Origin of the sequence: Phreatobacter sp., assembly GCF_022843985.1 — a bacterium.
In the GTDB taxonomy this organism is placed as follows: Bacteria; Pseudomonadota; Alphaproteobacteria; order Rhizobiales; family Phreatobacteraceae; genus Phreatobacter.
In genome coordinates, this window is record NZ_JALHMP010000005.1 from 62,394 (window position 1) to 85,828 (window position 23,435).

Sequence of the window (23,435 nt, forward strand, 5' to 3'; positions counted from 1 at the left end):
GCGACGTCACAAGGACCAAAACCATGTCACTGCACATCTGGGACCACTTCTGGGACCTCCGGGTCAAGGAATGCCCCTGCGACGTCCACTTCTGTGACTGGCTCGACGAGAACGAGATCTCGGGCAAGGCCATCTTCCATTTCGGCACCGGTGGCCACCACATTCTCGGCCTGCACAATGTCGAGAAGGACCGCAAGAATGTCATTCTCGGCATCACCGCCTCGCCCGGCGAGATCCGCACCTACGAGACGATGATCGTCGAGAATCCCGAGCTTGGCTGGGGCTACAAGGCCTATTTCGGCGATATCTACCAGCTCGATGCGCGGCTGCTGCCGATGTTCGACATTGTCACCCTGTTCCATGTGGGCGAGTTCCGCACCGAGGCGAACGACGCCTATGGCGGACTGACCGACTATGCGATGGTGAAGCTCCTCGTCGGCCAGACCAGACCGGGCGGGACCGTCGCCTTCTATGCCGGCTCCTATGCCTATGACATCGCCAAGATCCAGCATGACAAGATGGTGGAGGAGGGGCTCCTGACGCCCAAGGGCCAGTACAAGACCCTGCCGCTGTTCGAGCGGACGGCCAAGCCTGTCTGAGCCCGCCGGACCGGTCGGCGGTCCCCGTCTTGCCAATCGCCCCGACCCGGTCGATCATGACCGGACCGTGACGCGAGCCGGAGCGCCGGAAGGAGCCTCATGTCCGACAGCGAGCCGTTTATGACCGGCACCGTCGTTCCCCTGAACGTCGGCGCCGCCCCCTCCCGGGTCTCGTTCGACCGTCGCGAATTGCAGGCGATCCTTCAGCTCTACGGGCGCATGGTCGCGGCGGGGGAATGGCGTGATTACGCCATCGATTTCCTCAAGGGCAAGGCGGTCTTCGCCATCTTCAGGCGTGCTTCGGAAATGCCGCTCTATCGCGTCGAGAAGAACCCCGAGGCGAAGCAGGGCCCCTATGCCGTGATCAACACGGCCGGCCTCGTCCTGAAGCGCGGACATGATCTGCGGCGCGTGCTGGCCGTGCTGGAGAAGCCGGTCAAGCTGGTGCAATAGGCGGTCAGGACGTGCCGCGTCCCCTGACGATGGTGCGGATCGCAAAGCTCGAATGGATGCGTGCCACGCCCGGCAGGCGCGACAGCACCTCCTTGTGGATGCGCTCGTAGCCGGCGGTGCCGTCGGTTTCGACCCGCAGGAGATAGTCGGCCGCGCCGCCCATCAGGTAGCATTCCCGCACCTCGGGACACCGCTTCACCGCCGCCTCGAAGCGGTTGAGGTGGTCCTCGGTCTGCCGCTCGAGCGTGATCTGGATGACGACGACCGTCGGCAGGGCTTCTGTGGGGTCGTCGACGAGGGCGGCATAGCCGCGGATGACGCCCCCCGCCTCCAGGGCCCGCAGCCGCCGCAGGCAGGCCGACGGCGACAGGCCGACCTCGGCCGCCAGCGCCGCATTGCTGATGCGGCCGTCGACCCGCAGCACGCGCAGGATGCGATGGTCAAAGGCGTCGAGGTCCATGTGGCGGATCCTTGCGTCAAGACGCCAGACTACTTCAATATTTTCAATTTCAAGCAAGAATATGCCTCATTTTGCAATGATGCACATGATTGTTGTGTCTATCCTTCTGGGCATGCCAGCGGCTCCCGGCGCGGCGGGAGGGGTCTGCTGTGAAGGTCATCGTTCTCGGTAGCGGCGTCATCGGTGTCACCACCGCCTATTTCCTCGCGCGCGACGGCCATGAGGTCGTGGTCATCGACCGGCAGGACGGCGCCGGCCTGGAGACCAGCTTCGCCAATGCCGGCGAGATCTCGCCCGGCTATTCCGCCCCCTGGGCCGCACCCGGCGTGCCGCTCAAAGCGATCAAATGGCTCGCGATGAAGCACGGGCCGCTGGTCATTCGCCCCAACCCCGATCTGCGGATGTGGCTCTGGATCCTCCAGATGCTGCGCAACTGCACCCCGGCACGCTATGTGCTGAACAAGGGACGCATGGTGCGCCTGGCCGAATACAGCCGCGACGTCCTCAAGGCCCTGCGTGCCGAAACCGGCATTGCCTATGACGAACGCCAGCAGGGCACCCTGCAACTGTTCCGGACCCAGGCCCAGGTCGACGGCGCCGCCGCCGACATCGCCGTGCTGCACGACAGCGGCGTGCCCTTCGAGGTCCTCGATGCGGCCGGGTGCGTCGCCGCGGAGCCCGGCCTCGGCCTGCGGCGCGACCGGATCGCCGGAGGGCTGCGGCTTCCCGGCGACGAGACGGGGGACTGCCACCTGTTCACCCAGCGCCTCGCCGCACTTGCCGCCGACCTCGGCGTGACCTTCATGAACCGGACGCCGATCGAGGCCATCGCCACGCACGCCGGCCAGGTGACGGGCGTGCGCACCAGCGCCGGAACCATCACGGGCGATGCCTATGTGGTGGCGCTCGGCAGCTACTCGCCTTTCCTGCTGCGGCCGCTCGGCATCTCGATCCCCGTCTATCCGGTGAAGGGCTATTCGCTGACCCTGCCCGTGACCGATGCGGCGGCCGCACCGGTCTCGACCGTCATGGACGAGACCTACAAGGTGGCCATCACCCGCCTTGGCGACCGTATCCGCGTCGGCGGAACGGCCGAACTCGGCGGCTTCGACATGACCCTGCGCGACGGGCCGCGGGCCACCCTCGCCCATTCGGTCGGCGACCTGTTCCCGCACGGGGGCGACCTGAGCGAGGCGACCTTCTGGACCGGGCTGCGCCCCATGACGCCGGACGGCACGCCGGTCATCGGTCCGACGCGCTACGCCAACCTGCACCTCAATACCGGCCACGGCACCTTGGGCTGGACCATGGCCTGCGGTTCGGGCCGCATCCTGGCTGACATGCTCTCGGCGCGCCGGCCGGAGATTGACACCGGCGATTTCGCGATGAGCCGCTATGCTGCCTGAGCAGGACCAATCGCCTCCGCGCCGCGTAGGAACGCATGAGGGGCCGAACGGGCTGTTCCATCCCCCGAACAGATCGGGCTGCCTTGCTTGACCGCCGGTTCGGCAGCATGGTCTGCTCGGATGCCCGAAAGGCCATTTCATTCATTGAAATGACGAGATGACATCGACCAGTGCTGCACCTGTTCCTAGAGGACGGGTGACGATCAGGATCTGCTTCAGCCGTGACGAGCCTCGCTTCGCTACCCCCAGCCGCCATCCCGCCCGAGGACGAGGCCCTGCGCCCTGAGGTCAAGGCCTTCCTCGCCAAACAGCTTGAGGATATGCCGCCCGAACGCCGGGCGCGCTCGTGGATGGGTTCGGACCCGGCCTTCAGCCGGGCGCTCGGCCAGCGCGGCTGGCTCGGCCTCAGCCTGCCGAAGCGCTATGGCGGCGCCGAGCGCGGCTTCTTCGCCCGCTTTGTCATCGCCGAGGAACTGCTCGCCGCCGGGGCCCCGGTGGCGGCCCACTGGATCACCGACCGGCAGTCCGGACCCCTGATCCTGCGCTACGGGACCGAGGCGCAGCGCGCATTCTACCTGCCGAAGATTTCGGCCGGGGAGATCTTCTTCTGCATCGGCATGAGCGAGCCGAATTCCGGCTCGGACCTCGCCAGCGTGCGCACCCGCGCCGAGCCGCTGCCAGGCGGTGGCTATCGCCTCAACGGGCGGAAGATCTGGACCAGCAATGCGGCGATCTGCCACTACATGATCGCACTCGTGCGCACCTCCGGCACTCCCGATGACCGGCAGAAGGGCCTGTCGCAGGTCATCATCGACCTCCGGCAGCCGGGCATCGCCATCCGCCCGATCCGCGACCTGTCGGGCGACGCGCATTTCGCCGAGGTGACTTTTGACGACGTCCTGATGCCAGCCGAGGCCCTGATCGGCGAGGAGGGCGCCGGCTGGGAGCAGGTGAATGCGGAACTCGCCTTCGAGCGCTCGGGTCCGGAACGCATCCTCTCGTCAATGGTGCTGGTCGATACCTGGCTCGGCTATCTCAAGAGCCTTCCGGCCCATGGCCGCGACGACATCGTGCTGGTCGGCCGGCTGGCGGCCCATCTCGCCGCGCTCAGGGCCCTGTCACTGAGCGTCACCGCGCGGCTGGTCGCGGGAGACAGCCCGGTGGTCCATGCCGCCCTGGTCAAGGACCTCGGCACCACCTACGAGCAGATGATCCCGCAGGCGATCGCCGCCGCCATCGCGGCTGATCCCGGCGCATCGCCGCCGGATGCCCTCCTGCGGACCCTGGCCTATACGGTCAGCATGGCCCCCTCCTTCTCCCTGCGCGGCGGCACGCGCGAGATCCTGCGCGGCATGATTGCCCGCGGCATCGGCCTGCGGTGAGCCTGCCATGACCGACAGCCTCATCGCCGATAGCGCCGATCGCCTGATGGCCGAGGTCGTCACCCCCGCCGCGGTGCGGGGCCTGAAGGACCGCGCCTCGGCCGCGCCGGTATGGATGCAACTCGCGGAATCCGGCTTTCTCGACGCCCTTGTCGCCGAAGCGCAGGGCGGCGCGGGCCTTTCCGCGGCCGAGACGCTGCCCGTGCTGCTCGCCGCCGGCCGGCATGCCCTGCCCCTGCCGCTGGCCGCCACCATGGCGGCGCGGACGGCGATCGCGGCGGCCAGGGAGACGATCCCGGAGGGGATCATCGCCATCGCCGCCGCGGCCCGCGCGGATGACGGCGCCCTGGTCGCCCAGGTTCCGGCAGGGGAATTCGCCGATATGGTCCTGGTACCTGACGGCGACGGCGCGATCCTGCTGGCTGCCGATGCGGCGCACCGCGAGGCGACCGGCGAGGGCACGTTCTGCCGGATGCGCTGGCGCGCCGCCAACGGCCCGCGGCTCCCCGGCTTCGACGCACTGCTCTGCGGCGCCCGGATTGAGACCGCGGAAATGGTCGGGGCGATGGAGGCGCTGTGCGCCACCACCCTGCGCTATGCCAATGACCGTGCGCAGTTCGGCAAGCCCATCGGCAAGTTCCAGGCGGTGCAGCAGCAACTCGCCGTGATGACTGAACTGGTCCATGGCGCGCGGGCCGCCGCCCATCTCGCCGCCGCTGCACCCGGCAGCATGGAAGCCGTCGCGGCCGCGAAGGTCACCATCGGCGAGGGAGCCATGGAGGTTGCCGCCATCGCCCATGCGGTGCATGGCGCCATCGGCATGACCGAGGAACTCGACCTGCACCTCCTCTCCGATCGCCTGCGCCGCGGCCGGCTGCGCTATGGCTCCGAGCCTTACTGGGCGGAGCGACTGGGTCGGGCGGTGCTTGCTGCGCCTGATGCGACCCTGCTTGATTTCGTCAGGACACGCGTGTTTTTCTGAATGATTCCAGAGTCCGTCGCCGCGTAGCGATCATGGCGGGAATTGATCTGCCATGAGGCGAAGTTATGTTGACAGATAAAGTCAACATAACTAATCACGGTTCCGGCCCCTCCGCTCGCGGTGCGTGGCTTTCGCGCCAGCCAGCTGAACGCCTTCGTCTCACGCCAGCCAGCCATTGTTCAGGTCGGTTTGGGGTGTGGGCTCATGTCTCGCAAAGGGTTGGCGCCTTTCGGCGCATCGGTTTCGCTCGTCGCCATGCTGGTGGGGGCCGCGGGCGCACTGGCGCAGGAGGCTTCGGGCGGTGACGAAATCACCGTCACGGCGACGCGGGAGGAGCGCCAGAGGCTTGATGTGCCGGCGACTGTCGACGTCATCTCCCGCCGGCAGATGGAGGAGCGCCAGGTTCGCGACATCCAGGATGTGGTGCGCTACACGCCCGGCGTCTCGGTCGAGCGCGTCACCTCGGGTGTGGATCCCTGGAAGAATCTCGGTGGCTTCACGGTGCGCGGCATGACCGGCAACCGCGTTGCCATCACCGTCGACGGCGCCCGCACCATCGAGCGCATCAGCGACGGCACCCGCGACCTCATCGACCTGCCCTACATGCGCTCGGTGGAGATCATGCGTGGCCCGGCCTCGGTGCTCTGGGGTGCCGATGCCCTCGGCGGCCTGGTCGCCTTCCGGACCCTCGACCCGCAGGACCTGATCCGCGGCAATCCACGGGGATGGGCCGTGCGGCTACACACGAGCTTCGACAGTTTCGACCGCTCCATCGCCAAGACCGGGATGGCCGGGGTACAGGTTACGCCGGTGCTGCAGGCTTTGGTCTCGCTCAGCCACACGACGGCGCTGCAGCCGACCTTCTCCACCGCGCGCGCCGATGGCGGCCTCTGGGGTTGCCCGGCGATCCGCTCCATCCCCTGCAACATCACCGATCCCTTCCGCTCCCACCGCTGGAACGGCTTTGGCAAGCTGGTCTGGACCCCGTTGGACGACCACGAATTCCGCCTCGCCTACGAGCACTATACCAAGACCACGACCACCCATCAGATGTGGGATTTCGGCCTGACCTCGGCAGGCTGGGTGAATGGCACCTATCCCCGTGTGCAGGACCTCCAACGTCAGCGGCTGACCTTCTCCCACGCCTGGACACCGGGCTGGGGCTGGATCGACGCTGTCCGCTGGAACCTCACCTGGTCGCCGCAGCGCCGCGACCTCGACAGCACCCGCACCCAGACAGGGGCCACGGGAACGGCCAATGCCGGGCAGACGCGGACCGTGCGCGACATCCTGAACTATTCCGAGACCTTCTATCAGGGCGACGTGCAGTTCACCTCGCGCTTCAATCTCGGTCCCTCGGTCCACACGCTGACCTACGGTTTCCAGGGCGACATCGCCCGCACCGACTATTTCCGCCAGAGCACGACGACGAACCTGACCACCAACGTCTCCACCACGACCATCGCCAGCGGCTTCAACTTCGCCAATGCGACGACGCTGCGCGCCGATTTCTACCTGCAGGACGAGATCAAGCTCCTCGACGGGCGCTGGACCGTCACGCCGGGCGGTCGCCTTGCCAATTACCGGATCACCCCGCGCATCGGCGCCGGCTATGTGGTGAGCCCGGTCGCCCCGCCGCGCGAGCTGAACTCAAGCCGCTTCATTCCGCAGGTCGGCACGATCTTCAAGCTGACGGACGTCTACGCGGTCTATGCCCGCTATGCCGAGGGCTTCAAGATGCCGACGGCGCAGCAGCTCTACATGTCGCTGCCCGGCACCACGTTCAATCTCATCCCCAACCCTGATCTGAAGCCCGAGAGTTCGCGGACCTGGGAGGCCGGCTTCCGTGGTCGCTTCGAGCGCGGCTGGTTCTCGCTCGGCGTCTTCCACTCGAGCTACAAGGATTTCATCGCCAGCCTGCAGCAGGTGCCGGGGACCAACAACTTCACCTCGCTGAACCTGTCCTCCGTGGTGCTCTGGGGCATCGAGGGCTCTGCCGAATATCGCCTCAACGACGACCTGATCCTGAATGCCGGCTTCTCCTACCAGTTCGGCAACCAGCGGGCGACACCGACCTCGGCTGTCACCGCCTTCGACGCGGCGAGCCCGTTCAATGGTGTCATCGGCCTGCGCTGGTTCAAGCGCGCGTGGAACCTCGACGGCGAGATCCTGGCGCGCTTCTCCGCGCCGGTGTCGCGGGCGAGCGCCGCGACGCTCTACAAGCCGGGCGGCTGGTTCACCCTCGACACCTTCGTCAACTGGAAGCCGCGGGAGAACGTGACGCTGCGCGCCGGCGTGCAGAACATCCTCGACGCCCGCTACTTCCAGAACCTCGGAACCGGCACGACCTATGCGATCGTGCCGACGACCGCCGTCGCCCAGCAGAACCCGCTGGAGCTGCAGGTTGCCCCCGGTCGCACCTTCAAGACCAGCCTGACCATCGACTTCTGACCTCCTGAGCCCCGCCGGTGCCCCGGTGGAGCAGCCAGGCGGCCGATCTCCCTCCCGGGATCGGCCGCCTGCCCCCGTCTTCCATGGACCCCAGAGGATTTCCGCCATGACCCCCCTCCCGCCGATCCGCCAGCGGCTCGCCTGTTCCGTCCTGGAGGCCGCCCAGGCGACCCGTGCCATGGGCCGCGTCATGCTGTCCGCCGCCGCCAACGGGGCGACCCACGAGCGGATCGGGACAGTGAGCGAGGTGCTGCTGGAGGACGGGCATGTCCGGCTCGCCGGCGGTGCCCACGACGCCCGGATCGACCTCGCCGTCGTCACCGGGCTGGTGGCGGACCGGTCCGGCCGTATGAAGGACCGCGTCATGCCGCGCATCGAGTTCCAGAACGCGGCGGGGGAGACGCTGTTCGCGATGATCGCGCTCGACGGCCTCGAACCCTTCGAGGGGGCGGTCGCGGGCCTGGCCACCGGGCTGGCACTGCCGGAGAAGGAGCGGCAGGCGCCGTCCGGCGAGGCGTCCACCGAGGTGTCCGACACCGATCCGGGCGCGCTGCCGCTCCAGGCAGCGAAGGCGCATGCCGGAACGATCGGCATCGCCCTTGCGGCACCCGGTCTGGTCCAGCGCTGGCAGGGGACGGTCGCCGACCTCAGGCCAGCCATGGGATTCATCAACATCATCCAGCCCGACTTCCACCTGCACCTGAAGGCGGGCGCCGTCGCCCGCTGGGCGCGGGTCGAGACGGACGGGGCGGCAAGGCTGGAGGCTTTCGACACTGGCGGCTTGCCGCTCGGCCTGACCCTCACCGGGCCGGCCGCTGTCCTGTGATCCGGCGGTTTCGCTGTGCGCACCAGCCTGAAGCAGATCTGGCGGCTCGCTGTCCTCTGCGCCTGGCGGCCCGGCGGCCGGTTCGGCATCGTCCTGTTCGCGACCATCTTCGCCCTCGGCCTCGCCGGGGTGCACGTCACCGTGCGGCTGATCCGCTGGACGAATGATTTCTTCACGGCGCTGCAGAAGCTCGATGTGCCGGCGGCGACGCAGCAGATCGGCGTGTTCTTCGTTCTGGTGGCCATCAGCGCTGCCCTGAACCTGTCAGCCGGCTGGCTGCGCAAGCTCCTGCAGATCCGCTGGCGTCAGGGGCTGACCGATGCCGCGCTCGACGCCTGGCTGAGGGGCAAGGCCTATTGGCACCTGCGGGAGCGGCAGGAGAACGGGCTCGACAATCCCGACCAGCGCATCGCCGACGACTGCCGCATCTTCGTCTACCGGCTGACGACGGAGGCGCTGGAACTCATGACCAACGTCGTCGCGCTGGTCTCCTACGGCGCGATCCTGTGGTCGCTGTCGACCTTTCCGCTGGCCTTCAGCCTCTTCGGTATGGAGGTCTCCATTCCGCGCTACATGGTCTGGGCGGCGCCGCTCTATGTGGCAATCGCCAGTGGCGTGACGCATTGGCTCGGCAGGCCGCTCATCGCCCTGAACGTCGCGCAGCAGAAGACCGAGGCGGACTTCCGCTTCGCGCTCGCGCGCCTGCGTGAGAACGGCGAGCCCGTCGCCTTCGCGCGCGGGGAGCCGGCGGAGCGACGGCTGTTCGATACGCGCTTCGCCGCGGTTGCCGGCAACTGGCGCCAGTTGATGAACCGCGAGCTCATCCTCGGCCTCTTCACCCGGCCCTACATGCAGACGGTGCTGCGCATTCCGCTCTTCCTCGCCCTGCCCGCCTATCTCGCCGGGCGGCTGACCTTCGGCGGACTGATGCAGATCGCCTCGGCCTTCCAGAACGTGGTGACCACCCTCTCCTGGTTCATCTTCTCCTACCGGGACCTTGCCGAACTCGTTGCGACGGCCCGGCGTCTCGACGGCTTCCTCGATGCCTGCGAGGCCGCCGCCGTCCCGGCCGGCGGCGTGATCCGGACCCGGGATACGGGCGACCGGCTGACATTGCGCAATCTCAGCCTCAGCGCTCCCGACGGGCGTGACATCGCAGCGATCCCCGACATCGTCCTGGCACCGGGCGAGGTCGTATGGCTCAATGGGCCCTCCGGCTGGGGCAAGACGACCCTGGTGCGTGCCGTGGCGGCTCTCTGGCTCCATGGCGCGGGCGAGGTCGCGACGCCGCCGGGTTCGATCCTGTTCCTGTCGCAGCAGAGCTACCTGCCGCTCGGCAGCATTGCCGACGCCATCGCCTATCCCGCCCATCGCGATGATATCGGCGATGACGCCATCCAGGTGGCCTTGCGGGCGGTCGGCCTTGCGCGCCTCGCGGCGCCTGACACCCTCGACGCGGCGGCCGGCGCAGTTGGGCTCTCGGGGGGCGAGCGGCAGCGACTGATGCTGGCGCGGCTGCTGGTGCACCGACCGGACTGGGCGGTGCTCGACGAGCCGACCAGCGCCCTCGACCACGAGGCCGAGGCGATGGTCTTCGCCGCCCTGCATGCGGCGCTGCCGCAGACCGCCTTCCTCGTGATCGCCCACCGCGCCCCGCAGGGCCTCGGGCCGCTGCGCCGTATCGACCTCGCCGGTGGGCGGACTGTCGAGACAGGCGTCAGCGCGGCGTGAAGGCGAGCCGCATCCGGGCGGTGTCGCAGGCTCCGGGGGCGAGAAGCCGCATCGACGGCTTGTCGGCGAGGTCGCCGGCAAAGCCGACGGGGTCGCCATGGCCCGTCCAGGCCTCCATGCAGAGAAAGGGTGCACCCGGCTTCGACCACAGCGCCAGATGCGGAAAGCCGTCGAGCGCCATGGTCAGCCGCGCCCCGTCCGGAGCCTCCAGGGCCCATGAGCGGCTGCGGGCCTTGAGGAAGCAGAGGGCTTCGGCAGCAAAGACCGCGTCGCCGAGGGCAAGGCGGGTGCCGTCGAGCGGTACCGGGCGCCGGTCATCCGAGAACAGCCCGCCGGCCGCGATGACCGGTACGGTGGGGCCCTCCGCCTCGGCGAAGAGGATGACATGGCCTTCGCGGCGCTCCCCGCTCAGCGGCCAGCGGAAGCCGGGATGCAGGCCCATCGCGTAGGGCATGGGCCGGTTGCCGTCATTGGCGACGGAAAGGGTGGTGACCAGGCCCTCGTCGGTCAGCGCATGGGTGACGGTCAGGCGGAAGGCGAAGGGGTAGAGCGCCCGTGTCGCCGCATCCGCGGCCAGTTCAAGGCTGCAGGAGGCTTCGTCCGCGGCCAAGCAGCGGAAAAGGCGCGTGGCGGCAAAGCCGTGCACGCCCATCGGGCGCTCGGTACCGTCGACGCGGATGCGCCCGTCCCGGGCCCAGCCGACGATGGGAAAGAGGACCGGCGCGGACTGGTTCCACCAGGCGGGATCGCCCGGCCAGAGGAGCTCATGGCCGCCGACCGACCAGGCCTTCAGTTCGGCGCCGGTGAGGCTGATGGTGGCGCGCTGGGCGGCTGTCGCGAGGGTGATCATCGACCGTCATGGTCTGCCAGCTGGCTGATTCGGTCGAGACGGACCTGACCCTTGTGCCCGCCGTCAGCGGCTTTTGACGACCGCCGCGAGGCGCCGCCAGCCGTCCTCGTCGCCCGGAAGTCCGAATCGCAGGAGATGCGGCCGGCCGGCGAAGCGGCGCACATGCAGGCCTGCCGCGCCGAGCCGGGCGAACCAGGCGGGAGCCTCCGGCGTGTCCACGAGCCGGTAGAGGAGCGTGCCGCCGACCACCGTGCCAATGTCGGCAAGGAGCCTGTCGAGCCGCGCGGCATCGCGGGATCGGTCCTGCCGAGCCGCCGCCAGCCAGGCCCCGTCGTCGAGGGCGAGGGCGCCGACGGCGAGGGCAGGTCCGGCCACAGGCCAGCGTCCCAGGGCCTCCTTCAGCCGGGCGGCGAGGACGGGATCGCCGATGGCGAAGCCCAGGCGCAGGCCGGCGAGGCCATAGGTCTTGCCGAAGGAGCGCAGCACCAGGGTGGCGGGCGGCAGGTCAGGAACGAGGCTGATCGCCGGTGTGAAGTCGGCGAAGGCCTCGTCGACCACCAGCAGCCCGTCGCGGTGGGCGAGGCCGGCGGCGAGGGTGGCGAGGGCCTCCGGCGCGACGACACGCCCATCGGGATTGTTGGGATTGACCACGACGACGACGGTAGCATCGCCGGTGTCACCGGGCGTGGTGATCTCTCGCACGGCGTGGCCCGCCCGGTGCCAGGCAGCGGCATGTTCGCCGTAGGTCGGCCCGACCACTGCGCAGGTCCCCGGGGCAACGAGGCGCGGCAGAAGATCGATGAGGATCTGCGTGCCCGGTGCGGCGACAAGGCCGGCTCGGTCGGGGACGCGGTAGGCCCGCCGCGCCGCCATCAGCAGAGCCTCCTCGTCGGCGGCGGCCGGCAGGCGCTGCCAGAGGCTGGCAGGCAGCGCGGGAAGCGGGTAGGGAACCGGATTGATCCCGGTCGACAGGTCGATCCGCGGTTCGGGCGCCTCCGGGAACAGCCGGCGCGTCTCGCCGAGATCACCGCCGTGCCACAGGGGTTCTGGCTCGCTCATGTCGCCCGTCTCGCCTCTCGCCGTCCTTGCCCTCGCCCTCGTCATCGAGGCCGTCGCCGGCTATCCGCAGGGTCTGTTCCGCCGCATCGGGCATCCTGTCACGTGGATCGGCCGTCTTATAGGCGCTCTCGACCGCGGGATGAACAGGGAGGACCAGCCGCCTGATGCGCGCCGCCGCGCCGGGATGGTGGCCCTGTTCGTACTCCTGGCCGTGACCGGCGGCGTCGCTTTGCTGATCGAGACCATTCTCGCCCCCTTGGCGATCCTTGGCGGCATCCTCATGGCAATCCTCGCCTCGACCCTCCTCGCCCAGCGCAGCCTGCACGACCATGTGGCGGCGGTGGCGGAGGCGCTGGAAACGGGCGGGCTTGAGGCCGGCCGGCGGGCCGTGTCGATGATCGTGGGCCGGGATCCGGACCGGCTCGACGCGGCTGGCGTGTCGCGCGCCGCCATCGAGAGCCTGGCGGAAAACTTCTCGGACGGGGTGACGGCCCCGGCCTTCTGGCTCGGCCTCCTCGGCCTGCCCGGCATCGTCCTCTACAAGGCGATCAATACGGCCGATTCGATGATCGGCCACCGCAATCCGCGCCACGAGGCCTTCGGCTGGGCGGCGGCGCGTCTCGACGACCTCGTCAACCTGCCGGCCTCGCGGCTCACCGCCGGGCTGATCATCGCGGCGGCCGCGCTCGACGGGCCAGAGCCGGCGCGCCGGGCCTGGCGGTCAGTCAGGCGGGACGCGAAGCGCCACCGCTCGCCCAATGCCGGTTGGCCCGAAGCGGCCATGGCTGGGGCGCTCGGCCTCAGGCTCGCCGGCCCGCGCGTCTATGGCACCACACTGGTGACGGACGCCTACATGGGCGACGGGCGGATCGAGGCCCATCCCGGCGACATCCGGGCGGCGCTGAGGCTCTATCGCCGGGCGCTCGCCCTCGGCTGGGCCCTGGTCGCGGCGCTGGTCGCCCTCGCCCTCAGCCTCTGACGCTCGCGGCGATCTGCCAGAGCCGGTCGATGTCGAGATGGCGCTCCAGATGGGCGGCGAGTCCGTCGAGGACCGTCTCCACCATGGCCTCCCAGGCGAGGTCGGAGGGGGCAGCACCGAGCCCGTCGAGGAAGGCGCGCCGCATGGCATCCTGCCCGAACAGCCCATGGACATAGGTGCCGGCGATCCGCCCGTCGGGCGAGACGGCACCGTCGCCGCGGCCGTCCGAGAGGATGGCAAAGGGGCGTTCCGTCGCAGCACCTCGTGTCACGCCGACATGCATCTCATAGCCGGCGAAGGAGACGCCTGCCGCCGTGCCGGTGACCGGCGTCAGGCGCTTGTCGGCCGTCAGCACGGTCTCGACGTCGAGGAGACCGAGACCGGGGACGGCGCGCGGCTCGCCCTCGATTCCTTCAGGGTCGGCGATGGTGCGTCCGAGAATCTGGTAGCCGCCACAGATGCCGAGGACGCGTCCGCCGCGGCGGACATGGGCGGCGATGTCGATGTCCCAGCCCTGGGCCCTCAGGAAGGCGAGATCGTCGATGGTCGCCTTGGAGCCGGGCAGGAGGATCAGCGCCGCCCCGGCGGGCAGGGGCGTGCCGGCTTCGACCAGCCGCACGGCGATACCGGGCTCGGCCTTCAGCGGGTCGAGATCGTCGAAATTGGCGATCCGTGGCATGACCGGAACGGCGATGACCGGGCATCCGCCCTCGCCGGAGCCGAGGCCGGCCTTGAGGCCCATGATGTCCTCGGCGGGCAGGCGTGCCGCCTCCGGGAAATGCGGAACGAGGCCGATGGGCGCCCAGCCGGTGCGTGCGGCGATGAAGGTCATGCCCTCGGCGAAGAGGGTGGGGTCACCCCGGAAGCGGTTGACGATGAAGCCGCGGATCATGGCGGCGTCCGCCGGGTCGATGACCGCCCGGGTGCCGACGAGGCTGGCGATGACGCCGCCGCGCTCGATGTCCCCGAGGAGAACGACCGGCGTCCCCGTGGCGCGGGCAAAGCCCATATTGGCGATGTCGCCGGCGCGCAGGTTGACCTCCGAGGCCGAGCCGGCGCCCTCGACGAGGATGAGATCGGCCTCGCCCGAGAGGCGCGCGAAGGAGTCGAGGACGGCTTCCATCAGCCGCGGCTTCCAGTCCTGGAAGGCGCGTGCGCCGGCATTGCCGATGCGCCGGCCCTGAACGACGACCTGGGCCCCGGTCTCGCTCTGGGGCTTGAGCAGGACCGGGTTCATGTGGACAGACGGAGCGACGAAGGCGGCGCGCGCCTGCAGCGCCTGGGCCCGGCCGATCTCGCCGCCATCGGCGGTGACGGCGGCATTGTTCGACATGTTCTGCGGCTTGAACGGGCGCACCTTCAGGCCGCGCCGGGCGAAGAGGCGGGCGAGGCCGGCCACCATCAGCGACTTGCCGACATCCGACCCGGTGCCCTGGATCATCAGGGCGGGTGTCAAAACTCGATGCCTTTCTGCGCTTTCACGCCGGCGGCGAAATGGTGCTTCACCTGTCCCATCTCGGTGACGAGGTCGGCGGCGGCGATGATCTCCGGCTTCGCATTGCGGCCGGTGACGACGACGTGCAGGCCGTCGCGCCGGCCGGACAATGCGGCGACGACGGAATCGAGCTGCAGGTAGTCGTAGCGCAGCGCGATATTGAGCTCGTCGAGCACGACCAGGCCGATGGTCGGATCGGCCATCAGTTCGCGGGCCTTGTCGAAGGCCCGGGCCGCCGCGGCGATGTCGCGCGCCTTGTCCTGCGTCTCCCAGGTGAAGCCCTCGCCCATCGTGTGCCAGGCGACGCGATCACCGAAGACCTCCAGCGCGCGGCGCTCGCCGGTGTCCCAGGCGCCCTTGATGAACTGCACCACGCCGACGCGCCAGCCGTGGCCGAGGGCGCGCAGGACAAGGCCGAAGGCCGCGGTCGACTTGCCCTTGCCCGGGCCGGTATGGACGATGAGCAACCCTTTTTCGAGGGTCTTGGAGGCCACTTCGGCATCTTGCACGGCCTTGCGCTTCTCCATCTTCGCCTTGTGGCGGGCGGCCTCGTCGGCATCGGCGGGCATGGTCATCCTCATTTCACCTGCAGCGGCAGGCCGGCCACCATGAAGACCACGCGGTCGGCGACGGCGGCAAGGTCCTGATGCAGCCGGCCGGCCGCATCACGGAACCGGCGGGCGAGCGCATTGTCCGGGACGATGCCGAGCCCGACCTCGTTGCCGACGAGAACCAGCGGCCCCGGCGCCTCGCGGCAGGCGGCGACCAGCGCCACCGATGCGGCGGTGGCATCGCGGTCGGCGAGGAGCACGTTGGTAAGCCAAAGGGTCAGGCAATCGACCAGCACGGCGCGGCCGGGCGGTGCGGCGCGAATCGCCGGTGCGAGGTCCAGCGGTGCATCCACCGTATGCCACGCGCTGCTGCGGCGGTCACGGTGGGTGGCGATGCGCGCCTGCATCTCGGCGTCGAAGGCCTCGGCCGTGGCGATATAGGTCCAGGGCCCGGGTGTCGCCTCGATCAGGCTTTCGGCATGGCGGCTCTTGCCGGAACGGGCGCCGCCGAGAACCAGGGTCAGGGGCGGAAGGGGTGTCGGGGACAGGCTCATGGACGGGGATATCGCCCGACGCGGGGTCCCATGCAAACGGCTCCATTGCAAATCTCCCGCAGCCTCGATACTCCTAATCGCGTGACGGTGCCTCCCCCGGGGGGTGAAAAGGGAACGCGGTGCGATACCGCGGCTGCCCCCGCAACTGTAAGCGGCGATTCCTCGCGCCGGATGCCACTGGGCCCAAAGCCCGGGAAGGTGGAGCGAGGGTTTGAGCCGCGAGCCAGGAGACCTGCCGTCACCCGTGCTTCTCATAGGCCCATCGGACGGGGTGTTCCGCTGGCGGCTGTGTCCGGACGTCCATGGCGTCCGGCTCCGTCTGTGGGAGCTTTGCCGGATTCGTCCGGCCGCTGACGGAGTTGCCACGATGCCGACCATCGTTCGCCTGGCCATGTTCGCCGCCCTTGCGGCTGTCCTCACCATCAATCCCGCCTTTGCCCACCACCCGACGGGAGGTGCGACCCCGACGACCTTCCTCGAGGGCCTGCTGTCCGGCTTCGGCCATCCGGTTCTCGGCCTCGACCACCTCGCCGCTCTCGTCGTCGTTGGCCTTCTCGCCTCCCGGGCTGGCCGCGGCTGGTTCATTCTCCCGGCGCTGTGGATCGCCGCCATGGGCCTCGGCGTGGTCGCCCATCTGGGTAGCGTCGACCTGCCGGGCGCCGAATTTCTGGTCGCCGGCAGCCTCCTCGTCATCGCCCTGATCGGCGTGTTCAATCCGTCCCTGCCGCTGGCCGTCACCGGGTCCGCCTTCGCCGTCGGCGGCTTCGCCCACGGCCATGCCCTGGCCGAGACCGTCATCGGCGCCGAGCCCATGCCGCTCGCCGCCCATCTGATCGGCCTCGTCGTCATCCAGGCGGCCATCACCACGGGGATCGCCGTCGCGGCCCGGCGCCTGTTCCCGGCCGCGGCCGATGCCCCGGCCTTCCGGGCGGCGGCGGGCGCCATGGGGGCGGTCGGCCTCGTCTTCCTCGTCATCGCCGCCCGCAGCCTCGCCTGACATCGAGGCCATCATGACCCCGTCTCCCGCCCATCCGGCTGACGCCGGACCCGAGCCCGTGCGCCTGATGGTCTGCACCAGCTGCCGCGCCGTCGGCGGCGATCCCGAGGCGCCCCGCCCCGGCGCCCAGCTCCTCGCCGCCCTCGGCGAGGCCGTCGCGGCGGATCCGCAGGCCGCGGCCACGGTCATCGTCGAGCCGGTCGAGTGCCTGTCGGTGTGCAAGCGTCCCTGCACCGTCTCGATCACCGCGCCGGGCCGTTGGACCTATGTCTATGGCGATGTCGACCCGGCTTCCCATGCCGCGCCGCTGCTCGCCTTCGTCGACCAGTATCGCGCCACCGCGGACGGGCTCGTGCCCTGGCGCGAGCGGCCAGAGTTCATTCGCAAGGGCGTCGTCGCCCGCATTCCCCCGTTGCGCTGAGGCCCGCCATGATGCCCGCCAAAATCCCCTGCACCATCGTCACCGGCTTCCTTGGAGCCGGCAAGACGACCCTCGTCCGCCATCTCCTCGAGAATGCCGGCGGCCGCCGGCTCGCCGTGCTCGTCAACGAGTTCGGCGACCTCGGCTTCGACGGCTCGTTCCTCGCCGCCTGCGGCATTGCCGGCTGCACCGAGGAGGACATCGTCGAGCTCCCCAATGGCTGCATCTGCTGCACGGTCGCCGATGATTTCGTCCCGGCCCTCGAAAAGCTGCTCGGGCGGGCCGCCCCGCCGGATCATATCCTGATCGAGACATCCGGCCTCGCCCTGCCCAAGCCGCTCGTCGGCGCCTTCAACTGGCCGGCGATCCGCGCACGGGTCACAGTGGACGGCGTCGTCGCGGTGGTGGACGGTCCGGCCGTCGCCGACGGCACCTTCGCCGACGACCCGGCAGCCCTGGCGGCGCAGCGCGCCGGAGATGCGGCTGTCGACCACGACAATCCGCTGGAGGAGGTCTTCGAGGACCAGATCCTCTGCGCCGATCTCATCCTGCTCAACAAATGCGACGCCCTCTCCGAGACCGACCGCCTGCGGGTACGGTCCGAGATTGCCGCGCATCTGCCGAAAGCGATCAAGATCGTCGAGGCCTCCCATGGCCGCGTCGAGCCGGCCCTCGTCATCGGGCTCGGTGCCGCCGCCGAGACCGATCTCGCCGCCCGGCCCTCGCACCACGAGAGCCAGGCCGACCACGACCACGACGATTTCGACAGCGCCGCCTTCGCCCTGCCGCAGGTCGCCTCGGCCGAGGACCTCGCGGCGCGGGTCGCACGGGTCGCCGAGGCCGAGGGTGTGCTGCGCGTCAAGGGCTTCGCGGCCGTCGCTGACAAGCCGATGCGCCTGGTGATCCAGGGCGTCGGCCGCCGGCTCAGCCACCATTATGACCGGCCCTTCGCCCCCGGCGAGGCGCGCGACGGCACGCTCGTGGTCACCGGCCTCAAGGGCTTCGACCGCGCCGCCGTCGCCGCTGCACTCGCGGCCTGAGGGAACGCCGGAGCATGCATCTGTTGCCGACCACGACGGTGACGCTGGACGAGGGCGGGGCGGCCGTCGACCTGGCCCTGCCGGCTGCCGACCTCGTGGTGCTGTCCTTTGCCGACAGCGACCTCGCAGCGCTGGCAGCAGCGGAACGGGGCGGTCTGACGGTGTCGCTCGCCAGCCTCCGCCGGCTGCGGCATCCGCTCTCGGTCGATCTCCTGGTGGACAGGACCATTGCGGCGAGCCGCTGCGTGGTGATCCGTTGTCTCGGCGGGCTCGACTACTGGCGCTACGGCATCGAGCAGGTCCATGCCACCTGCCGGGCTCGCGGCATCGCCCTCGCGGTGCTGCCGGGGGACGACCGGCCGGACGACAGGCTCGCCGCCTATCACACCGTGCCGGCGGCGTTCGCCGACCGGCTGCTCGGCTATTTCCATGCCGGCGGCGGGGCGGAGAACATGGCGCGGTTCATCGACGCCATCGGCCGCCATCTGGCGGGCGAGGGCGAAGGGGAGGCGCCGGTGGCGCTGCCCTCGCTCCTGGCGCTCGGAACGGACGGCATCACCGAGCCCATGGCTGCCCTTGCCGCACTCGCTCAGGATCGGCCGCTCGCCCTCGTTCTCGCCTACCGGTCGGGGGTGGTGTCCGGGGACACGGCGGTCGCCACGGCCCTGGCGGAGGCCCTCGCCGCACGAGGGCTCGCGCCCCTCGTGCTGGCGCTGACCAGCCTGAAGGATCCGGCGGCTGTCGCGCCCCTCGCAGGTCTGATCGCCCGGCGCCGGCCGGTTGTCATCATGACCACCACGGCCTTCGCGGCCCGCGAGGGCGCCGGCTTCGTCCTCGACACCGCCGATTGTCCGGTCATCCAGGCCATTCCGGTCGGCAGCACGCGCGCGGCCTGGGAGGCGTCGCCCCGCGGGCTCTCGGCCGCCGATCTCGCCATGCAACTGGCCCTGCCCGAATTCGACGGCCGCCTTGCCGGCGCCCCCGTCGCCTTCAAGGAGGAGTTGGTGGAGGCCGGCTTCACCCGGCGGGGCTTCGCGCCCGATGCCGAGGGCATCGCCCAAGTCGCCGATCTCGCCGCCGCCTGGGTGCGCCTTGCCGGGCGGCCGCGAGGCGAGCGGCGGCTGGCGATGGTCATGACCGACTATCCGGCCCGCGGCGGCCGGGCGGGATTTGCCGTCGGGCTCGACACTCCGGCCAGCGTTGCAGCGATCCACGCCATCATGGCGGAAGCCGGCTACGGCCTTGCCACCCTGCCAGAGGCGGCGGCGCTGATGCCTGCGCTGCTTGCGTCCTCCGACCATCTCGTCCTGCCGCTGGCGGATTACCACGGCGTGCTGGAGCGCCTGCCCGCTGCGGCGCGCGCTGCGCTGATTGCGGCCCACGGGTCGCCGGAGACCGATCCGGCCTGCCGCGCCGGCGCCTTCCGCTTCCCGGTCCTGCGCAGCGGCAACCTGGTCGTCGCCCTGCAGCCGCCGCGTGACGCGGCGCCTGACCGCAAGGCTGCCTATCACGATCCCGATGTGCCGCCGGGCCATGGGCATCTCGCCTTCTACGCGGCCCTGCGCGCGCGCGAGGAGATCGATGCGCTCATCCATCTCGGGACCCATGGGGTGAGCGAGTGGCTGCCGGGCAAGGCCGTGGCGCTGTCGGCGGCCTGCTGGCCGCGCCTCGTCACCGGCTCCATGCCCCTCGTCTATCCCTATGTGGTCGATGATCCCGGCGAGGCGGCACCGGCGAAGCGGCGCCTCGCCGCGGTGACGCTCGGCCACCAGCCGCCGCCCTTGGCGGAAGGCGGCCTCGCCGGTGACGGCGCCCTGCTGCGCGACCTCGTCGAGGATTACAGCGCGGCGCAGGTGCTCGATCCGCGCCGTGCCGCACTGGTCGCCGACGAAATCCGCGCGCGGGCCCGGGCGAGCGGGCTGGCGGCCGCAGCCGGTGTCGACGCGGGCATGGCGATGGACGAGGCTCTGTCGCGCCTTGATGCCCATCTCTGCGACCTCGCCGATCTTCCGTTCCGCGAAGGCCTGCATGTCTTCGGCCGCTCCGGCGATCCGGCCTCGGCGGCCGGCGAGCGCAAGGGCCTGATCGCCGCCCTCGACGGGCGTTTCGTGCCGCCGGGCCCTGCCGGTTCGCCGCATCGCGGCCGGCCCGACGTGCTGCCGACCGGTCGCAACCTCTCGACCCTCGATCCCCGCGCCATCCCGACCCGGGCCGCCGCAACCCTCGGTGCCCAGGCGGCCAGGGCCATCATCGCCCGCCATCTGCAGGACGAGGGCGATTATCCGCGCCGGGTGGTCATGGACCTTTGGGCCTCGCCGACGCTGCGCTCGGGCGGCGAGGACGTCGCCCATGTCCTGGCGCTGATGGGCGTCGTTCCGGCCTGGGACCCGGCCTCGACGCGCGTCACCGGTTTCGAGATCCTGCCTGCCGCCCGGCTCGACCACCCGCGCATCGATGTGACCGTGCGGATCTCCGGCGCCTTTCGCGACACCTTTCCCGACCAGATCGCCCTCCTCGATACCGCCGCGCGGGCCGTGGCGGCGCTCGAAGAGTACGATGGTGACAATGCGCTCGCCGCCGCCCGCCGCCGCGGCGAGGACCTGTCAAGGATCTTCGGCGCAGCACCCGGCCGCTTTGGCGCCGGTGTCGCAGGCCTGGCCCGCGACGGTGACTGGCAGAGCCGCGCCGATCTCGCCGCAGCCTATCTCGCCACAGCCGGCCATGCCTATGGTGGCGCCGAAGGCATGGGGATCGCCAGTGCCGGTTTCGCCGGCCGGGTGGCCGCGGCGGATGCCTTCATCCATGTCAGCGACGTCGCCGGCCGTGACCTCCTGGAGGCGTCGAGCGCCGCGGACGTCGTCGGGGGCTTCGTCGCCGCTGCACAGAGCCTCGGCGGCGCGCCGCGCGCCTACAGCCTCGACACGAGCCGCCCCGAGGCGCCGCGCGCCCGCGCCCTCGCCGAGGATCTCTCCCGCATCGTCCACGGCCGCCTCGCCCATCCGCGCTGGATCGAGGGCCAACTCGCCCATGGCTGGCGCGGCGCCGCCGAACTCGCCGAGGCACTCGACGCGCTGTTCGTCTATGCGGCGACCACTGACGCGGTGCCCGCGGGCCTTTTCGACACGCTGTTCCTGGCCTGGCTCGGCGATCCCGCGCGGGTGGCACGGCTCGATGCGGCCAACCCTCCGGCACTGGCGGCGATCCGCGCGCGCTTCGCCGAGGCCCTGCGGCGGGGGCTCTGGGTTACCCGGCTCAATTCCGTCGAGGGGTCCCTCGCCGCGCCCCGCCAGGAGGCGGCGGAATGAGCGGCCCCGATCCCCTGCGCCGCGGCTGGTGCCCCGGGGCTCTCATGCCGATGGAGACGGGCGATGGCTGGCTGGTGCGCCTCCATCCGCAGGGCGGCCGGCTGTCGGCCGAAGCGCTGCAGCAACTCGCGCAACTCGCGACCGACCACGGCAACGGCCTCATCGACATCACCTCCCGCGCCAATCTCCAGATCCGCGGCGTGCGCCCGGAAACCCATCCTCCGCTCGTCGCCGCGCTTCTGGCGGCGGGGCTGGTGTCGCCGGATGAAGGGGAGGGCCCCTACCGGCCTGTGCTGGCAGGTCCGCTCGCCGGCCGGGATGGCGGCGACCTCCTCGACGTCGCGGCCCTGGCGCTTGACGTGGAGGCGCGGGTGCGGTCCGTCGCCGGGCTGCCTGCCAAGACTCTGGTCCTGATCGACGGCGGGGGCCTTTCGCCGGGAGCCGGCTCGGCCGATCTGAGGCTGGTTGCGCTCAGCAGCGATCAACTCGCGTTGGTGGCGGGCGGGCGCGGCTATCGTGTCACCATCGGCGAAGCTGCCGAAGCCGTGGCGGTGCTGCTCGGCCGGCTGGCCATCCGTCATCGGGCCAATCCGGGGGTGCGCCGGCTGAAGGATGTCGGTGCAGGTGAGATCGCCGCCCTGGTCGCATCCCTCGGCCTGCCGGCGACCGTGGTGCCGCAGGTCCGCCGCATGCAGAAGGGTATCGGCTGCGTTGCGGAACAGGACGGTACCGTGGCCGCTCTCGCCGCCGCGCCCTTCGGTCGTCTTTCCGCCGACAGCCTGGCGGATCTCGCCGCGCTGATGCGCCGGCACGGCGTCTTCGACCTGAGGCTGACGCCGTGTCGTGGCGTGGCGCTGACGGGCCTGACTGACGCGGCAAGGGTTCTGGTGGACCTCGCCGGTCTCGGCTTCATCGTCGACGCGTCGGACAGCCGCCTGGCTGTCGATGCCTGTCCCGGCGCGCCGGCCTGCGCCCGCGGCGTCATGCCGGCCCAGGACGACGCCGCCCGTTTCGCTGCCGCCCTGGGCCCGGACAGGGACCCGCGCATGTCTCTTCACGTCTCCGGCTGCGCCAAGGGCTGTGCCCGGCCTGCGCGCGCCGATGTCACGCTGGTCGGCCGCGACGGGCTCTACGACATCGTTCTCGGCGGGCGCGCATCCGATCCGCCAAGCCTGCGGCTCGACGCCTCCACGGTCGCCAGACTGCTGGCGCAGGCCGGCAATCCCGCCGAGACTTTTCAGAAGGCCGCGCCGATGACTCCCGCAACCCGTTCCGATCACATCAAGGACGGCGCCGCCATCTATGCGCGGTCCTTCGCCATCATCCGGGCCGAGGCCGATCTCGCCCCCTTCCGGGGGGTCGCAGAACGTGTCGTGGTGCGCATGATCCATGCCTGCGGCATGACCGATCTCGCTGGCGACGTGGTGATGTCGGAGGATTTCGCGGCAGCGGCCGAGGCGGCGCTGGCGCGGGGCGCGCCGATCCTGTGTGACGCGAAAATGGTGGCGAACGGCGTGACGCCGGCGCGGCTGCCGGCGGGCAACAGGGTCATCTGCACCCTCGACGATCCGCGGGTGCCGGGGCTCGCCCGGACGCTTGCGACCACGCGCTCGGCGGCGGCGATGGCATTCTGGCGCGAGGAGATGGCCGGCAGCCTCGTGGTCATCGGCAATGCGCCGACCTCGCTCTTCCACCTTCTCGATATGCTGGATGGGGGGGCACCGCTTCCGGCGGCGGTGATCGGAGTTCCGGTCGGCTTCGTCGGGGCGGCCGAATCGAAGGAGGCGCTGGCCGCCGACGGACGCGTGCCCTTCCTCATCGTGCGCGGTCGGCGCGGCGGATCGGCGATGGCTGCGGCAGCCGTCAATGCCCTCGCCAGTGCGCAGGAGTGAGA

Annotated in this window: 20 protein-coding genes, 1 pseudogene and 1 riboswitch; of the genes and pseudogenes, 15 read left to right on the forward strand and 6 right to left on the reverse strand. The window is 70.4% G+C overall.

The features are described from left to right. The first annotated feature begins 23 nt into the window (after positions 1–23). Positions 24–599, forward strand: a complete 576-nt coding sequence (locus Q0C57_RS04820) for a hypothetical protein (RefSeq protein WP_296572834.1) — start codon at positions 24–26, stop codon at positions 597–599. A 99-nt stretch (positions 600–698) separates the two neighbouring features. Next, positions 699–1,052 (forward strand): DUF2794 domain-containing protein, encoded by a 354-nt coding sequence (locus tag Q0C57_RS04825; protein WP_296572837.1) that lies wholly within the window; start codon positions 699–701, stop codon positions 1,050–1,052. A gap of 4 nt (positions 1,053–1,056) precedes the next feature. Here Q0C57_RS04825 and Q0C57_RS04830 read toward each other — a convergent pair whose 3' ends face one another. Then, positions 1,057–1,512 carry an Lrp/AsnC family transcriptional regulator gene (locus Q0C57_RS04830; RefSeq protein WP_296572840.1) on the reverse strand — a complete coding sequence of 152 codons (456 nt, stop codon included), beginning with the start codon at positions 1,510–1,512 and terminating at the stop codon, positions 1,057–1,059. Positions 1,513–1,661: 149 nt separating this feature from the next. On the opposite strand from Q0C57_RS04830, the gene Q0C57_RS04835 reads away from it, so the two are divergent. The 6 genes from Q0C57_RS04835 (at position 1,662) to Q0C57_RS04860 (ending at position 10,290) form a co-directional block, all read left to right on the forward strand. Then, positions 1,662–2,918, forward strand: a complete 1,257-nt coding sequence (locus Q0C57_RS04835; RefSeq protein WP_296572843.1) for a D-amino acid dehydrogenase — start codon at positions 1,662–1,664, stop codon at positions 2,916–2,918. A gap of 221 nt (positions 2,919–3,139) precedes the next feature. Beyond that, positions 3,140–4,300 carry an acyl-CoA dehydrogenase family protein gene (locus tag Q0C57_RS04840; protein WP_296572846.1) on the forward strand — a complete coding sequence of 387 codons (1,161 nt, stop codon included), beginning with the start codon at positions 3,140–3,142 and terminating at the stop codon, positions 4,298–4,300. Between the two features lie 7 nt (positions 4,301–4,307). Beyond that, positions 4,308–5,282, forward strand: a complete 975-nt coding sequence (locus Q0C57_RS04845) for an acyl-CoA dehydrogenase family protein (RefSeq protein ID WP_296572849.1) — start codon at positions 4,308–4,310, stop codon at positions 5,280–5,282. Between the two features lie 204 nt (positions 5,283–5,486). Next, positions 5,487–7,733: a TonB-dependent hemoglobin/transferrin/lactoferrin family receptor gene (locus tag Q0C57_RS04850; protein WP_296572852.1), complete on the forward strand. Its 2,247-nt coding sequence runs from the start codon at positions 5,487–5,489 to the stop codon at positions 7,731–7,733. A gap of 106 nt (positions 7,734–7,839) precedes the next feature. Continuing rightward, entirely contained in the window at positions 7,840–8,559 is a 720-nt protein-coding gene (locus Q0C57_RS04855; protein ID WP_296572855.1) for a hypothetical protein, read from the forward strand. 15 nt (positions 8,560–8,574) lie between these two features. Further along, positions 8,575–10,290, forward strand: a complete 1,716-nt coding sequence (locus Q0C57_RS04860; RefSeq protein WP_296572858.1) for an ABC transporter ATP-binding protein/permease — start codon at positions 8,575–8,577, stop codon at positions 10,288–10,290. On the opposite strand, the gene Q0C57_RS04865 is transcribed toward Q0C57_RS04860, so the two are convergent. Further along, on the reverse strand, positions 10,277–11,140 hold the full coding sequence (locus Q0C57_RS04865; RefSeq protein ID WP_296572861.1) for an aldose 1-epimerase family protein: 864 nt from the start codon (positions 11,138–11,140) through the stop codon (positions 10,277–10,279). The two genes, Q0C57_RS04860 and Q0C57_RS04865, sit on opposite strands and share 14 nt — an antisense overlap. A 63-nt stretch (positions 11,141–11,203) precedes the next feature. Continuing rightward, positions 11,204–12,199 (reverse strand): threonine-phosphate decarboxylase CobD, encoded by a 996-nt coding sequence (gene cobD / locus Q0C57_RS04870; protein ID WP_296572863.1) that lies wholly within the window; start codon positions 12,197–12,199, stop codon positions 11,204–11,206. Here cobD and cbiB point away from each other — a divergent pair. Next, positions 12,198–13,178, forward strand: a complete 981-nt coding sequence (gene cbiB, locus Q0C57_RS04875) for an adenosylcobinamide-phosphate synthase CbiB (RefSeq protein WP_296572866.1) — start codon at positions 12,198–12,200, stop codon at positions 13,176–13,178. The genes cobD and cbiB overlap by 2 nt on opposite strands. Here the strand turns inward: cbiB and Q0C57_RS04880 are convergent. Genes Q0C57_RS04880 through cobU form a run of 3 tightly spaced genes read right to left on the reverse strand, consistent with a single transcriptional unit; the run spans position 13,168 to position 15,778 of the window. Beyond that, the gene (locus Q0C57_RS04880) at positions 13,168–14,619 is read right to left on the reverse strand and encodes a cobyric acid synthase (RefSeq protein ID WP_296572869.1); all 1,452 of its coding nucleotides are present in this window, start codon (positions 14,617–14,619) and stop codon (positions 13,168–13,170) included. The two genes, cbiB and Q0C57_RS04880, sit on opposite strands and share 11 nt — an antisense overlap. A gap of 11 nt (positions 14,620–14,630) precedes the next feature. Continuing rightward, complete coding sequence (cobO, locus tag Q0C57_RS04885) at positions 14,631–15,242, reverse strand: cob(I)yrinic acid a,c-diamide adenosyltransferase (RefSeq protein ID WP_296573188.1); 612 nt, start codon at positions 15,240–15,242, stop codon at positions 14,631–14,633. An 8-nt stretch (positions 15,243–15,250) separates the two neighbouring features. Continuing rightward, entirely contained in the window at positions 15,251–15,778 is a 528-nt protein-coding gene (gene cobU / locus Q0C57_RS04890; protein WP_296572870.1) for a bifunctional adenosylcobinamide kinase/adenosylcobinamide-phosphate guanylyltransferase, read from the reverse strand. 68 nt (positions 15,779–15,846) lie between these two features. Then, a riboswitch (cobalamin riboswitch) is annotated at positions 15,847–16,033 on the forward strand. A gap of 112 nt (positions 16,034–16,145) precedes the next feature. On the opposite strand from cobU, the gene Q0C57_RS04895 reads away from it, so the two are divergent. From Q0C57_RS04895 to Q0C57_RS04920, 6 genes and pseudogenes are all read left to right on the forward strand, one after another. After that, positions 16,146–16,775 carry a HupE/UreJ family protein gene (locus Q0C57_RS04895; protein ID WP_296572873.1) on the forward strand — a complete coding sequence of 210 codons (630 nt, stop codon included), beginning with the start codon at positions 16,146–16,148 and terminating at the stop codon, positions 16,773–16,775. 13 nt (positions 16,776–16,788) lie between these two features. Next, positions 16,789–17,196, forward strand: coding sequence for a DUF1636 domain-containing protein (locus tag Q0C57_RS04900; RefSeq protein WP_296572876.1), 408 nt, complete (start codon positions 16,789–16,791; stop codon positions 17,194–17,196). 8 nt (positions 17,197–17,204) lie between these two features. Continuing rightward, a complete protein-coding gene (cobW, locus tag Q0C57_RS04905) occupies positions 17,205–18,236 on the forward strand; it encodes a cobalamin biosynthesis protein CobW (protein ID WP_296572879.1) in 1,032 nt (343 codons plus the stop codon). Between the two features lie 14 nt (positions 18,237–18,250). Further along, positions 18,251–21,541 (forward strand): cobaltochelatase subunit CobN, encoded by a 3,291-nt coding sequence (gene cobN / locus Q0C57_RS04910; RefSeq protein WP_296572882.1) that lies wholly within the window; start codon positions 18,251–18,253, stop codon positions 21,539–21,541. Then, positions 21,538–22,650 (forward strand): annotated as a pseudogene (gene cobG / locus Q0C57_RS04915) (precorrin-3B synthase); the annotation flags it as partial. The gene cobN and the pseudogene cobG, both read left to right, overlap by 4 nt. 144 nt (positions 22,651–22,794) lie before the next feature. Then, a complete protein-coding gene (locus tag Q0C57_RS04920; protein ID WP_296573189.1) occupies positions 22,795–23,433 on the forward strand; it encodes a precorrin-8X methylmutase in 639 nt (212 codons plus the stop codon). Positions 23,434–23,435 lie beyond the last annotated feature (2 nt).

Coding starts and splice junctions, on each gene's coding strand:
- Q0C57_RS04895 (WP_296572873.1), top strand. CDS start 16,146: ATGCCGACCATCGTTCGCCTGGCCATGTTCGCCGCCCTTGCGGCTGTC.
- Q0C57_RS04880 (WP_296572869.1), bottom strand. CDS start 14,619: ATGATCCAGGGCACCGGGTCGGATGTCGGCAAGTCGCTGATGGTGGCC.
- cobO (WP_296573188.1), bottom strand. CDS start 15,242: ATGCCCGCCGATGCCGACGAGGCCGCCCGCCACAAGGCGAAGATGGAG.
- Q0C57_RS04850 (WP_296572852.1), top strand. CDS start 5,487: ATGTCTCGCAAAGGGTTGGCGCCTTTCGGCGCATCGGTTTCGCTCGTC.
- Q0C57_RS04845 (WP_296572849.1), top strand. CDS start 4,308: ATGACCGACAGCCTCATCGCCGATAGCGCCGATCGCCTGATGGCCGAG.
- Q0C57_RS04825 (WP_296572837.1), top strand. CDS start 699: ATGTCCGACAGCGAGCCGTTTATGACCGGCACCGTCGTTCCCCTGAAC.
- Q0C57_RS04865 (WP_296572861.1), bottom strand. CDS start 11,140: ATGATCACCCTCGCGACAGCCGCCCAGCGCGCCACCATCAGCCTCACC.
- cobD (WP_296572863.1), bottom strand. CDS start 12,199: ATGAGCGAGCCAGAACCCCTGTGGCACGGCGGTGATCTCGGCGAGACG.
- Q0C57_RS04900 (WP_296572876.1), top strand. CDS start 16,789: ATGACCCCGTCTCCCGCCCATCCGGCTGACGCCGGACCCGAGCCCGTG.
- cobU (WP_296572870.1), bottom strand. CDS start 15,778: ATGAGCCTGTCCCCGACACCCCTTCCGCCCCTGACCCTGGTTCTCGGC.
- Q0C57_RS04855 (WP_296572855.1), top strand. CDS start 7,840: ATGACCCCCCTCCCGCCGATCCGCCAGCGGCTCGCCTGTTCCGTCCTG.
- cobN (WP_296572882.1), top strand. CDS start 18,251: ATGCATCTGTTGCCGACCACGACGGTGACGCTGGACGAGGGCGGGGCG.
- cbiB (WP_296572866.1), top strand. CDS start 12,198: ATGTCGCCCGTCTCGCCTCTCGCCGTCCTTGCCCTCGCCCTCGTCATC.
- cobW (WP_296572879.1), top strand. CDS start 17,205: ATGATGCCCGCCAAAATCCCCTGCACCATCGTCACCGGCTTCCTTGGA.
- Q0C57_RS04830 (WP_296572840.1), bottom strand. CDS start 1,512: ATGGACCTCGACGCCTTTGACCATCGCATCCTGCGCGTGCTGCGGGTC.
- Q0C57_RS04920 (WP_296573189.1), top strand. CDS start 22,795: ATGACTCCCGCAACCCGTTCCGATCACATCAAGGACGGCGCCGCCATC.
- Q0C57_RS04820 (WP_296572834.1), top strand. CDS start 24: ATGTCACTGCACATCTGGGACCACTTCTGGGACCTCCGGGTCAAGGAA.